General features: G+C 63.0%; 11 protein-coding genes and 1 pseudogene. 7 read left to right on the top strand and 5 right to left on the bottom strand.

Features of this window, described 5'->3' with window-relative positions:
- Together YH3_RS36735 and YH3_RS37160 are read left to right on the top strand one after the other, a co-directional pair.
- Positions 1-266: pseudogene (locus tag YH3_RS36735) on the top strand (WYL domain-containing protein); the annotation flags it as partial.
- 87 nt (positions 267-353) lie between these two features.
- A complete protein-coding gene (locus YH3_RS37160) occupies positions 354-479 on the top strand; it encodes a hypothetical protein (protein ID WP_007733507.1) in 126 nt (41 codons plus the stop codon).
- A gap of 424 nt (positions 480-903) precedes the next feature.
- Here the strand turns inward: YH3_RS37160 and YH3_RS18580 are convergent, their stop codons facing one another.
- Both YH3_RS18580 and YH3_RS18575 read right to left on the bottom strand, forming a co-directional pair.
- On the bottom strand, positions 904-1,554 hold the full coding sequence (locus tag YH3_RS18580; RefSeq protein ID WP_003940633.1) for a TetR/AcrR family transcriptional regulator: 651 nt from the start codon (positions 1,552-1,554) through the stop codon (positions 904-906).
- A gap of 54 nt (positions 1,555-1,608) precedes the next feature.
- The gene (locus tag YH3_RS18575) at positions 1,609-1,920 is read right to left on the bottom strand and encodes a hypothetical protein (protein ID WP_003939736.1); all 312 of its coding nucleotides are present in this window, start codon (positions 1,918-1,920) and stop codon (positions 1,609-1,611) included.
- Between the two features lie 215 nt (positions 1,921-2,135).
- Here YH3_RS18575 and YH3_RS18570 point away from each other — a divergent pair, with 215 nt between their 5' ends.
- From YH3_RS18570 to YH3_RS18550, 5 genes are all read left to right on the top strand, one after another.
- Positions 2,136-3,329, top strand: a complete 1,194-nt coding sequence (locus YH3_RS18570; protein WP_064444225.1) for an LLM class flavin-dependent oxidoreductase — start codon at positions 2,136-2,138, stop codon at positions 3,327-3,329.
- On the top strand, positions 3,326-4,402 hold the full coding sequence (locus YH3_RS18565) for an alcohol dehydrogenase catalytic domain-containing protein (RefSeq protein ID WP_030535354.1): 1,077 nt from the start codon (positions 3,326-3,328) through the stop codon (positions 4,400-4,402). The genes YH3_RS18570 and YH3_RS18565 overlap by 4 nt, the downstream gene beginning before the upstream one ends.
- A 180-nt stretch (positions 4,403-4,582) precedes the next feature.
- Entirely contained in the window at positions 4,583-6,241 is a 1,659-nt protein-coding gene (locus YH3_RS18560) for a DNA repair helicase XPB (RefSeq protein ID WP_003940219.1), read from the top strand.
- Between the two features lie 102 nt (positions 6,242-6,343).
- Positions 6,344-8,422: a hypothetical protein gene (locus YH3_RS18555; protein ID WP_064443842.1), complete on the top strand. Its 2,079-nt coding sequence runs from the start codon at positions 6,344-6,346 to the stop codon at positions 8,420-8,422.
- 74 nt (positions 8,423-8,496) lie between these two features.
- Positions 8,497-9,159 carry a DUF3239 domain-containing protein gene (locus YH3_RS18550; RefSeq protein ID WP_007733514.1) on the top strand — a complete coding sequence of 221 codons (663 nt, stop codon included), beginning with the start codon at positions 8,497-8,499 and terminating at the stop codon, positions 9,157-9,159.
- Between the two features lie 9 nt (positions 9,160-9,168).
- Here the strand turns inward: YH3_RS18550 and YH3_RS18545 are convergent, their stop codons facing one another.
- The 3 genes from YH3_RS18545 to YH3_RS18535 are packed head-to-tail and all read right to left on the bottom strand — an operon-like array spanning position 9,169 to position 12,744.
- Entirely contained in the window at positions 9,169-10,155 is a 987-nt protein-coding gene (locus YH3_RS18545; protein WP_063315901.1) for an LLM class F420-dependent oxidoreductase, read from the bottom strand.
- Between the two features lie 13 nt (positions 10,156-10,168).
- A complete protein-coding gene (locus YH3_RS18540) occupies positions 10,169-11,401 on the bottom strand; it encodes an MFS transporter (protein ID WP_007733518.1) in 1,233 nt (410 codons plus the stop codon).
- Positions 11,398-12,744, bottom strand: a complete 1,347-nt coding sequence (locus YH3_RS18535) for an LLM class flavin-dependent oxidoreductase (protein ID WP_007733520.1) — start codon at positions 12,742-12,744, stop codon at positions 11,398-11,400. The genes YH3_RS18540 and YH3_RS18535 overlap by 4 nt, the downstream gene beginning before the upstream one ends.
- Positions 12,745-12,747: the final 3 nt, after the last annotated feature.

Below are 12,747 nucleotides of genomic sequence, written 5' to 3'. Positions count from 1 at the left end.
CCCCGGGCCGCGGCGGAGTGCGAACGGACGGTTCACGGGAGAACAACGCCGCCACCATCGCCTTGCTGGCCACGGCGGCCCGAGACAATTCGAGCGTCAACATCGGCTACGTCGACGCCCAGGGGGTCGCGACGCATCGCATCGTCGACCCCGTCAGCGTGGGCGGCGGACAGCTGGACGCCTTCGACCCCGCGAGCGGCGCGGTTCGCCGTTTCACGTTGCACCGAATTACTTCCGTCAGCCCCGTCGACTCCGGAAAAAAGTAGCAAAAAAGAAGCAACTGGCTTTTTTCTGTAAATGAAGTATGGTCGAGGTCAGTTTGTGATTGCCACTTCGAAAAATGAGGAGCGACAATGGCTGACAAGGCGCCGGGTAAGAACATGAAGAAACCCGCCCAGTCGATCAAGGAACGCCGCGCGGAGAAGCGGGCGAAAACTGCGGAGTCTTCCGAGTTCATCCGTAAGCGGAAGCGGAGCTGACAGCAAAGTCCAGAGAAGACGAGCTGATTGCGAAGCTGACCAATGCCTGCCTCCACCGACACCCTCGTGCACCTGCACGAAACGTTCAACCTGTTCAAGTCACGTAATCGAGGAACTGACGCACGCTCGCGCGGGTACGCAGCGGGCATGACCCTCGCTTCACTCTGCGTCCTCGACGAACACGCTCGGCAATCCGGAATACTTCTATCGGATTTACCGCAGAAAGAGAATCAACCATCGTGAAAAGAACAATCCATACCCTGGACCGCATTCAAACGAGACTCGAATCGGAGCTTGATTCCACTCCGGGTGATTCCGAAAAGAATATCGGTTACCGGTCCGGAATTTCCGAAGCTATTACTCATGTAATGGAAATGCGGAAGTCAGTGGTCGCGCAGAAATAGGAGACGCATCGATTAGGCGCTCACCCCAATAACTGCCGCACACCACCCACCAGAAAGACGACCTGGTCCTCGTAGAAGTCGGCAAGCCGCTCCGGCGCGAGCGGCTTGCCACTTCCGCTCCAATCGTCCGCCCGGCTCAACGCCTGGAGGAAGCCCATCAAGGCAATCGCCCAGCGAGTCTCGAGCCGTTCGGGATCGGTAGCAGGAAAAGTACGACGGACCTGGTCGAGAAGATGTTCACGCAGGTGCAGCTCGGTCGCCTCGAGGGCTGGATGGCCCGGTCGTGACATCTGCGGCTGCGAGATCTGCGTGACGATTCTGATCCATCGCATTCCCCGCGTGCGATGGCGAAGGAGCAATGCCTTGTAGGGCGCAGTGACGGCCCGTACCAGCGCCTCGACCGTCGGCGGCGTCTTGTCGGCGGAGAGGGCGTCGACGTTCGCGCTGATCTGATCTCGCACCGACGTTCCCATGTCCAACAGCACCGCTGCGACCAGATCGTCCTTGGTTCCGAAATGGTAGTGGACCGATGACGGCCCGAGACCGGCCGCGGCGTTGACCGAGCGCAGCGAAACTGCATCCAATCCCTCTGTCGCGAAAAGCCTTTCAGCAGTTTTGAGCAAACGCAGACGCGTCGCGTCGCCTTGACGGTTCTGCCGGGAGTCGGTCATACGAACGAGCTTCGCACGGGCTCGACAAACGTCTCAACCGTGGCGAACGCGGAGTCAGAGTGATTCACGGTGTGCTCGCACCCTGTTGTCGCGATCCACCCAGCCGTGGGCGCGTGCGTAGTCCACCATCGCGGAGAACTTCTGTCTCCACTCGGTGTTTCCGATCCGGGCAGCGACGGCTTGCTCCAAGTGGCCGATGTCGAGCCAGACGTGATCCCCCTCGAGTTCCCCCCACGGTTCCAGTACCCGACTCAGAGTCTCGGATCGATCGTCGCCGCCAACGACGACCGAGAGACTGGTGAAGTCGTCGACACTGTTCAGTTCGACGGTCGAGGAGTCGGGGGTGATTGTGACGTCCAGTTGCATACCTCTTCAATACTCCTTCGGAAAGTACTTGGTTCAGTCGATCGACTTGCAACAACGATATCCGACGTCATTGCACCAGATAACGTTGAACTACAGGTGATTACAAATCTCCCACTGTGCGGGAGGCTCAACTTATTGGATCAGTTGATCCATGTTAGACATCTCGATCAGAGCGAGTGATCCAAATCACTCCCCTGTCGACAGGAGTTGTCATCGTGTGGTCCGCATCGTCCATCCGCTTCGGAGCCTTCCTCGCCCCGTACCACCCGCTCGACGCCGATCCCGCCCTGCAACTCAGACGCGATATCGACCTCATGACACACCTGGACCACCTCGGATTCGAAGAAGCGTGGATGGGTGAGCATCATTCGACCGGCGCCGAGATCGTGCCTGCCCCGGACATGTTCATCGCGGCCGCCGCAGAGCGAACCGAGCGCATCCAGTTCGGCACAGGCGTGACGTCTCTGCCCTATCACCACCCGTTGATCACGGCCGACCGCATCACTCAGCTCGATCTGCAGACCCGCGGACGGCTCATCTTCGGCACCGGCCCGGGCAAGATCCCCCTCGATGCACACATGATGGGCATCAACCCGTCGGACCAGCGTCGTCGCCAGGGCGAAGCGCTCGAGGCCATTCTCGCGTTGCTTCGCGGCGAGGTCGTCAACATGGAAACCGACTGGTTCACGTTGCGTGACGCACGCGCACAGCTGCCCACCTATCGCGCGGACGGCATCGAGACAGTGACAGCGTCCACGATTTCTCCCAACGGTTCGGTGCTCGCAGGCAAGAACGGCCTCTCCCTGCTCTCATTGGCGGCGAGTTCACCCAGCGGCTTCGACGCACTGGATCGCAACTGGGATGTGTACGAGAAGGTCTCGGCCGAACACGGCCACCGCGCCGACCGAGCGACGTGGCGTGTGGTCAATCCGATGTTCCTCGCCGAGACCCGAGCCGAGGCCGAGCGCGCCGTGAGCCGACGGATCGGATCGATGGCTTCTTACGTGAATCGACAGACCGGCCAGAGCCCGGCCTGGGCAGATACACCTGCCGGAATCATCGATCAGTGGCGCAACGACACGCTCGGCGAGTTCGGTCAGGCGATCATCGGTACCCCCGAAGATGCGATCGCACAGATCGAGCGTCTGATCGAGAAGACGGGAGGGTTCGGCACGTTCTTGATCCTTCACGTCGACATGGCGAGCTGGGAGGACACCAAACGCAGCTACGAATTGTTCGCCTCCGAGGTGGTCCCGCACTTCCGGAAGCGAAATGTCGGGCGTCAGGCGAGCATGCAGTTCGCCGAGGACAATCGCGAATACCTGATCGGCGGGCTGGTCGGAGCGATCACCAAAGCCCATACCGACTACTACGGCCAGCCGGCCGAGACGGGAGCCGTGCGCGCATGAGGGCCGTCCGTTTCCAGCAGGGAGAATTCGCGGTCACCGAGATCGCCGACCCGCCGCCGTTGGCACCCCATCAGATCCGCATCGACGTCGTCGCCTGCGGGATCTGCGGCAGCGACCTGAGCATGTCGAAGGACCCGTGCCGATTCGTCGAGGTCGCGCACGACGGGGGCTACCCGCTCGCCACCTTCGATCCGGACGCGCCAGTGGTGCTGGGGCACGAATACGCGGGTATTGTCTCCGAGACCGGTTCTGCAGTAGACGATTTCGCGATCGGCGATCGGGTGGCCGGCATCGGCTTGGCCACCGACACCGCTACCGGGATCCCGACGATCATCGGCTACTCGAACGAGTACCACGGCGCGTTCGGCGATCACATAGTCGTCGACGCGTTCTGGGTCCGCAAAGTTCCCGACCACCTGTCACTCGAGCACGCCACACTTGCCGAACCTCTCCACGTCGGCGAGATGCATCTCCAACAGTCCGGCCTCACCTCGGCCGATTCGGCGCTCGTCATCGGTTGCGGAACGATCGGACTGGGCGCCATCGTCGCCGCGAAAGCGCGCGGAGCGCAGATCGTCATCGCGTCGGAGCCCTCCCCCAAACGACGCGAGCTCGCCGCGAAGATGGGCGCGGACATCGTTGTCGATCCGGCCGAGCAGGATCCGATCGAACTGTGGAATCGAATGATCGCCGAAGGCAACCAGCTTGTCGGCCAGGCCGCGAACGGAGTTCTGATCGCCTACGAATGCAGCGGTCGGGCGGGAGTCATCGGAGAACTGATGCACACTCTGCCGTTCAACTCGCGGATTCAGGTTCTGGCTGCGCCGTTCGGCGACGAGACGATCATTCCCGTCGTCGGGCAGTTCCGGAGGATCTCGATCAACTTCGGTCACGGTCCTTACGAGAATGCCTACGACATCACCCTGCAGAGGCTCGCCGACGGCGAGATCGACGCCGAAGCGATCATCACCGGCAGGGTCGGTCTGGATGGAGTCTCGGACGCTTTCGCAGCTCTGCGCGCACCCGACGAACACGTGAAGATCCTCGTACTACCCGCGGGCCTCCCGGAATAGCGGTCGATCCTGCCCTGTTGACGTAGGGGTGCTCGCACTCGGGCACCTCTACTTCGGGCTGTGCGAGCGTCGCCTGTTGGCGTCTGCGCCCCGATACCAGGACAATGGCAGGGTTGGCGTCAGCCGACAACGCGGCGCAACGCTCTGTGGCTGCCGCGTTTGCTTCACTAGGAGGATTCCGTGACCGACGGACCGTTGATCGTCCAATCCGACAAGACGCTGCTGTTGGAGGTCGACCACGAGCGCGCCGGCGATGCCAGGCAGGCAATCGCCCCCTTCGCGGAACTCGAACGGGCCCCCGAACACGTCCACACGTATCGCATCACTCCCCTGGCCTTGTGGAATGCCCGCGCCGCCGGACACGACGCCGAGCAGGTTGTCGACGCGCTCGTGTCGTACTCACGATTCGCGGTTCCACAACCGCTGCTGGTCGACATCGTCGACACGATGGCCAGGTACGGACGCTTACAGCTGGTCAAGAGCCCGGTGCACGGCCTCATCCTGGTCAGCCTCGACCGCGCAGTCCTCACCGAGGTGATGCGACACAAGAAGATCTCGCCGATGCTCGGTGAGAAGGTCGACGACGACACCGTGATCGTCCACCCGAGCGAACGCGGCCGCCTCAAGCAGATGCTGCTCAAGGTGGGCTGGCCGGCCGAGGACCTCGCCGGCTATGTGGACGGCGAAGCGCACCCGATCGATCTCGCTTTCGAAGAGGGCCACTGGGAACTGCGCGACTACCAGCAGATGGCAGCGGATTCGTTCTGGGCCGGCGGCTCGGGCGTCGTCGTGCTGCCGTGTGGCGCCGGCAAGACGATGGTGGGCGCCGCGGCGATGGCAAAGGCCAAGGCCACCACCCTCATCCTCGTCACCAATACCGTTGCCGGTCGTCAGTGGAAGCGTGAGTTGATCGCGCGTACATCGTTGACCGAGGAAGAAATCGGCGAATACTCCGGCGAGCGCAAGGAGATTCGGCCGGTCACGATCGCGACCTACCAGGTGATCACACGTCGCACGAAGGGCGAGTACAAGCACCTCGAACTTTTCGACTCCCGCGACTGGGGACTGGTGATCTACGACGAGGTCCACCTGTTGCCCGCGCCCGTCTTCCGGATGACGGCAGATCTGCAGTCGCGCCGCCGTCTCGGCCTGACCGCAACGCTGGTTCGCGAGGACGGCCGCGAAGGCGACGTCTTCTCGCTCATCGGCCCCAAGCGCTACGACGCTCCGTGGAAGGACATCGAAGCGCAGGGCTGGATCGCGCCGGCCGACTGCGTCGAGGTGCGAGTGACGATGACGGACGCCGAGCGCATGTCCTATGCCGTCGCCGAACCGGAGGAGCGCTACAAACTGTGCTCGACGGCTCACACGAAAATTGCGGTCGTGAAGTCGATCCTGGCCAAGCACCCCGATTCTCCGACTTTGGTGATCGGTGCGTATCTCGATCAGCTCGACGAACTCGGCGAAGCCCTGAACGCCCCGGTGATCAAGGGATCCACCAAGAACAAGGAACGCGAGATCCTGTTCGATCAGTTCCGTAACGGTGAGATCCAGACGCTGGTGGTGAGCAAGGTCGCGAACTTCTCGATCGACCTTCCGGAGGCATCTGTCGCCGTGCAGGTTTCGGGAACCTTCGGGTCGAGACAGGAAGAAGCGCAGCGACTCGGACGCCTACTGCGACCCAAGCACGACGGCGGTCAGGCTCACTTCTATTCGGTGGTTTCCCGCGACACTCTCGATGCGGAGTACGCGGCACATCGTCAGCGATTCCTCGCCGAACAGGGCTACGCCTATCGGATCACCGACGCCGATGACCTGCTCGGACCTGCCATCGGCTGAGCATTTCTGCAACACGTTGCAGAATCAAATGGACATACGTCCAGTTATCTGTAGAGTGTCCCCTGTCACAGTCGTGTCCATCGGCCGGGGGTCACCAGCACCATGCGCTCAGTTCCACGTCTACGGGGTCGGCTCGCCGGAACCATCTCGCTGCTGACTGCCGCCGTCGTCGTCGCCGCGACCGGCGTCAGCGCCGCGGCACCGAGTCCTGCTCCTACTGCGCAGAACTCGGTGTACGCACTTGCGAACGGTTGCTTCGCGCTGCGCACCGAGTCTGGTGATTTCGTCCGTCGTGACGGGTCGGCGTACCTCACCGACGTAACGAAAGCCGCAGACGCCGAACCGTTCCGGCTACATGCGGCCCAGTTGGGTCGTTTCATGCTGTACGGCCCGGACGGGTCGATGCTCTCGCACGACGGCGCGGACTCGGTACTCGCCACTTCCGAAGCAACTCCCTCCACCGACTGGACCGTGATGTCCACCGGTGAATCGTTCGTTCTGACCGCGACCTCGAACGGCCGTCAACTGATCTCGCGAGATTTGATGCTCACGATGTCCGATCCCGGTGACGTTCCCGAATCTGCGTTCACGCTGATCCCGCGCGATGGCTGCGCCGATTTCCCCGAAGCGGAGGTGGGCGCAAACGGCGTTCCGGGAGAAATCGGACCGAACGGTGAAGTCACCGGATTCATCGACACACACGTGCACATGAATGCTTCCGAGTTCATGGGCGGAAACCTGCACTGCGGCCGACCTTTCGATCCTCAGGGCGTCACCGCAGCGCTCGTCGACTGCCCGGACCATCAACCTGACGGGATACCGGCGCTCCTCGAAAACGTTCTGTCGTACGGCAATCCCTTCGAAACTCACGACACCACCGGCTGGCCGAGTTTCGCCGACTGGCCGGCGCACGATTCACTGACGCACGAGCAGACGTACTACAAGTGGGTCGAGCGGGCCTGGCGTGGCGGGCTGCGAATCTTCACCAATCTCTTTGTCGCCAATCGTGTCCTGTGCGAGCTGTATCCGAGCAAGCGAAATCCCTGTGACGAGATGGAGACCGTCCGGATCCAGGCGCAGCAGACACGCGAACTCCAGGACTACATCGACGCCCAGTACGGCGGTCCCGGCCGGGGTTGGTTCCGCATCGTGAGCTCGCCGGAACAGGCCAGGCAGGTGGCCGCCGACGGAAAGCTGGCCGTCACCCTCGGGGTGGAGGTGTCCGAACCCTTCGGTTGCTCTGTGCGCAACGGTATTCCGCAGTGCACCGAGGACGACATCGACCGCGGCCTGGACGAGTTGTACGACCTCGGTGTCCGGCAGATGATCGTCACGCACAAGTTCGACAACGCCCTCGGCGGTGCCCGTTTCGACGGCGGCGTCACCGGAGTGGCCGTCAATATCGGCAACTACCTGGGCGCCGGGGAGTTCTGGCAGTCGGAACCATGCACCGGCGTTGCCGAGGACAATGTGCTGCCCACCAAGGTCGACGGCGCACAGAATCTTCTCGCGGTACTCCCACCCGGAGTGACGCTTCCGGTGTACCCCTCTGGTCCGCAATGCAATTCGCACGGCCTGACCGACCTCGGCGCGTACACGATCCGAGGTTTGATGGACCGAGGGATGATCGTGGACATCGATCACATGAGCGTCAAGACCGCCGAAGCGGCTCTCGATATTCTCGAAGCTGCGAACTACTCCGGCGTCGTTTCCAGTCACAGCTGGAGCGACCCGAGCCTGTACAAGCGGATCTACGCACTCGGCGGATTTGTCGCCCTGTACGCCGGACAACTCGACGCATCGGACGAAAAGCCCGAAGAGCGTGGGTTCATCGACCAGTGGCGGGACGCACGGGCGATGCGAAGCGAGAACTACTACTTCGGTTTCGGCTACGGCGCCGACACCAACGGCTTCGGGCCGCAGGCCGCACCGCGCGGCGACGCCGCAGAAAATCCGCTGCAATATCCGTACACCGCCTTCGACGGCACGGTCATGGACCAGCAGCGCGCCGGCACCCGGGTTTTCGACGTGAACACCGACGGCGTGGCGCAGTACGGGATGATTCCCGACTGGATCGCGGACATGCGCATCGCCGCGGGAGCCGACGGCGACACCATCATCGAGGACATGAGCCGCGGCGCCGAGGCTTACCTGCAGATGTGGGAGCGCGCGCGAAACTAGCTACGCTGGTGGACGGTCCCCGGGCGATCGGGGGCCGGTCCTAGATCGTCCGGCACCACCCGAAGGAATTTTTCGTGGCTGACTTCCAGTTCACCGTCGACAAGGCTCACGCCAAGTCGGTCAACGACACACTGGCCGATGTACGCCGCCTGCAGATTTCTGCGGTGATCTTCGCGATCGTCCTCGCCGCGGTCGGGGCCTGGTTGATCAGCATGGGCGAGGTGTGGTCCATCATCATCGGCGCAGTCCTCGCCATCGGTGCGGCCAGTTCCCTGTGGGTCGCCGTGTGGGCACCTCGCAAGGTGGGAAGCGTCGAATCTCTGTATGCGGACAACCCACTGGTTCCCGCGATCGTCACCGAGGTTCATCCTCGAGCGGCGACCTTGACGGCATTGATCGACATCGCGAAGCCGGCGGCCGGAGCACCGCAGTACGCGCTCGTCAGCCGCAACGTTCGACTCAATCCGAAGTGGCGAGTCGGCGACCGCATTCCGTCGGTCGCACTGCGTTCGGATCGTTCCACCCGCAGCAAGGCTGACACGTGGCAGATGGTCAGTCCCATGCCGATCGAGTGGGGGACCAAGGACTCGGCAGTGCTGGCACGCGCGATCGCTGCTGTCAGTGCGAGCGAGTGGAACTTCCTGCAGAGCCGGATTCCCGATTCCGAAGAAGTTCGCACCCACCCCGATCGCCGGGTTCTGATCAACCCGGCCGATCTTCCTGACTCGCTGCGCTAGCCCCAACGGTTACGCGAGCGCGGGCAGCACTTCCTTCTCGAACATCTCGATTCCCGACGTGTCGTACGCGGCCTCGGGGAAGTAGAAGATTCCGTACTCGAGTCCCTGCGCCGCGAGCGCCGACAGGTTCTCGATGATCTGCTCGGGCGTACCCACGGCAGGCATTCCGCGGAACGCATCGAGCGACGCATCGGCGGCAGCTTCGCCGACCAACGGCGTCAGTCGGGCCTTCAGTGTCTCCAACCGCTGAGCCACCTCGGATTCCGTCGCGCCGATGGCCACGTTGTAGTTGGCCGAACGGACGATGGCGTCGAAATCGCTACCGACGGTGTCGCAGTGCTTCTTCAGGATTTCGGACTTGTGCGCGAAGCCGGCCGGGGTGCCGTCGAAGTTCGTGTACTGCGCGTACTTGGCCGCGATCTTGAGTGTGACCTTCTCGCCGCCACCGGCAACCCAGATGGGAATTCCGCCCTCTTGCAACGGAAGTGGACGGCACAGCGCTCCGTCGACCTGGTAGTACTTGCCGTCGAGCGTCGAGCTGCCGGTCGACCACGCCTGCTGCATGATCTGGATTCCTTCGTCGAGGCGGCCCAGACGCTCACCGGCAGAGGGGAAACCGTAGCCGTACGCACGCCACTCCTGCTCGTACCAACCGCCGCCGATGCCCATCTCGACGCGTCCACCCGTGATGAGATCGGTGGTCGCGGCGACCTTGGCGAGGTACGCCGGGTTTCGGTAGCTCATGGCGGTACACATCTGGCCGAGTCGGATACGCGACGTCGATGCACCGAGTGCGGCCATCAACGTCCACGCCTCGTGAGTCGCTTCTTCCGTCGGCTGGGGAACGGTGTGGAAGTGGTCGTAGACCCACACCGACTCCCACGGCCCTGCCTCCGCGCGCAGCGTGAAGTCTCGCATCACCTCCCACTGCTTCGCGGGGTCGATGCCGACCAGGTCCAGACGCCAGCCTTGAGGTACGAACAGTCCGAATCGCATGTAGCGAGCCTACCTACAGTTTCCCGACGCGCGACCGGGGTGACACCCGCGGAGAGTAGACCGGAATGAAGCGGAACATCATCGCCGCGCCGGCGAACGACGTCGCGCCCAGGGCGGCGAATGCCCACCCGAGTGGGAGCACCGCGGCGAGTAGACCGATCGCGAGCGGCCCACCGAACATGCCGGTGTCGTGAGTCAATCGCCATGCAGCGAGGAACTCGGCGCGTTCTTCGGGCGGGGCGATATCGGCACCGAGGGTCATGATCACGCCGTTGCCCAGTCCGTTGCCGATCCCCATCACGACAGCGACCACGGTCAATCCCACTGCACCCGTCGAGAACGGCAACAGTAGGTACGACACACCGATCACCGTCAGCGAAGGCACCGCGACCAGCCTGCGGCCGTATCGGTCCATGATGTGTCCGGCCGGGTACGAGCACAGCAGGTCCACGGCCGCACCGATACCGAAGATCACACTCACCTGGGCTGCATCCAATCCGAGGTGCAATGCCCACAATGGAAGAACGGCCTCACGCGAAGCGCGGGCGGCGCCCATCAGAAGGGAGCCTGTCCCGAGCGTCGACAGAGCGGCACGATGACGGCGAAGGATCTCCGGGAGCGTGACGTGTCCGTGATCGCTGTTGCCTGCCTGCACCTTTCGTGGCGGGTCGGGAACGCGGGCCATCAGCGCCCCGGCGAGCACGACGCCCACCAACTGGACAAGGAATCCTCCGCGCGCTCCCACCAGGAGAATCACGCCGGCCCCGATAAGCGGTCCCAGGAAGAAACCCAACCGCCACATCGCAGCGAACGACGACATTGCTCGGGCCCGTAGACCGAGTGGCACGGTCTCGGCGAGGTAGCTCTGCCGCGCAAGGCCCCACACCGCATTCGCCAATCCGGTCAACAGTGCGCCGATACCGAGCATCCACGGAGTCTGTGCAAGGAGACAGATCACCACTCCTGTTGCACCCAAGGAACTTCCGCCGATGATCGACCTGCGCTCACCGAAACGCGACACGATCCTGCCGGCGGGGAGGTCACCGAGTACGGCGCCCAAACCACCGAGTGCAACGATCAGGCCGGCGACGGCAACCGAGGCACCCAGGTCGCGCGCGGTGACGGCAATGATGGGGGCAGCCGCACCCTGACCGATCCCGAAGATGGCCGCCGGTACGAAAACCGTTGTGACCAGTGGCTTGAGACCGGCAATCGCCGGCTGTTCCTTGGGCAGTGTTTCCGTCACGCGCTCACTTCTGCCGCGTCAGCGGCCCGCGAGAACCGATTCGCCGGACGATCGAGGCCGTAGTGACCCCGCAGGGTGGATTCCGTGTATTCGGTCCGGAAGAGCCCACGCGCCTGCAGAATCGGCACGACCCGGTCGACGAACACCTCGAGCCCTCCGGGCAGATAGGGCGGCATGATGTTGAAGCCGTCCGCGGCGCCCTTGTCGAACCATTCGGTCAACTCGTCCGCGACCTGCTCGGGTGTCCCGGCAAATGTCCGATGCCCACGGCCACCGCCGAGTTTGCCGATCAGTTCACGGACGGTGAGGTTTTCGCTCTCCGCAAGGTCTTTGACGAGCTGGTATCGACTCTTGTTTCCTTGGATGCGATCGATGTCCGGCAACGGGGGCAACGGGGCATCCAGCGAATGCTCGGTGAGGTCGACGCCCACCATGTTCGAGAGTTGGCGCAGCGAGTACTCAGGTGAGATGAGATCCGTGAACGACTGCTCCAGTGCCTTGGCTTCTTCTTCCGTATCCGCGATGAAGGGAACGATGCCTGGCAGCACCTTGATCTCGTCGGGACTACGCCCGTACTTGATCAGCCGCGCTTTGAGGTCGGTGTAGAAATCCTGCCCCTGCTCGAGTGTTCGTTGAGCGGTGAACACGGCCTCGGCATACTTCGCCGCGAAGTCCTTACCGCTCTCGGAGGAACCGGCTTGCACGAGCAACGGACGTCCCTGTGGAGACCTCGGCGAATTGAGCGGGCCAGCCACCGTGAATCGTTGACCGTCATGGTCGATGCGATGGACACGATCAGGATCGGCGAAGATTCCGGTCTCTTCGTCCAGGACAACTGCCCCCTCTTCCCAGCTGTCCCAGAGTCCGAGCGTCACGTCGAGAAACTCCTCGGCGCGCTCGTAACGACCGCTGTGCGTCGGTACCGCATCGAGGCCGAAGTTCGCGGCCTCGTCGGCGCCGGCCGACGTCACGATGTTCCACCCGCCTCGTCCACCACTGATGTGATCGAGGGAAGCGAACTTCCTTGCGAGAGTGTACGGATCGCTGTAACTGGTCGACGCGGTTGCAATCAGTCCCACCTTGTCGGTGGCCGCAGCGATCGCCGACAGCAAGGTGACGGGTTCGAAGATCGCCTGGGTGTTGTACTTGACCCGCGGGCCGACTGCTAGACCGTCGGCGAAGAACACCGAGTCCAGCTTTCCACGCTCGGCGATTCTCCCCAATTCCTGGAAGTGCTTGACGTCCAGGAGGTTGGCCGCGTTTGTGCGTGGGTGGCGCCACGCCGCCTCATGATGGCCGACGCCCATCAGGAAGGCGTTCAGATGAAATTGTCGTTCGGACATGAG

This window comes from Rhodococcus sp. YH3-3 (assembly GCF_001653035.1).
Taxonomy (GTDB): domain Bacteria; phylum Actinomycetota; class Actinomycetes; order Mycobacteriales; family Mycobacteriaceae; genus Rhodococcus_F; species Rhodococcus_F qingshengii.
Note: the sequence above shows the minus strand (reverse complement) of the source record. Positions and strands in the feature narration are given on the sequence as shown.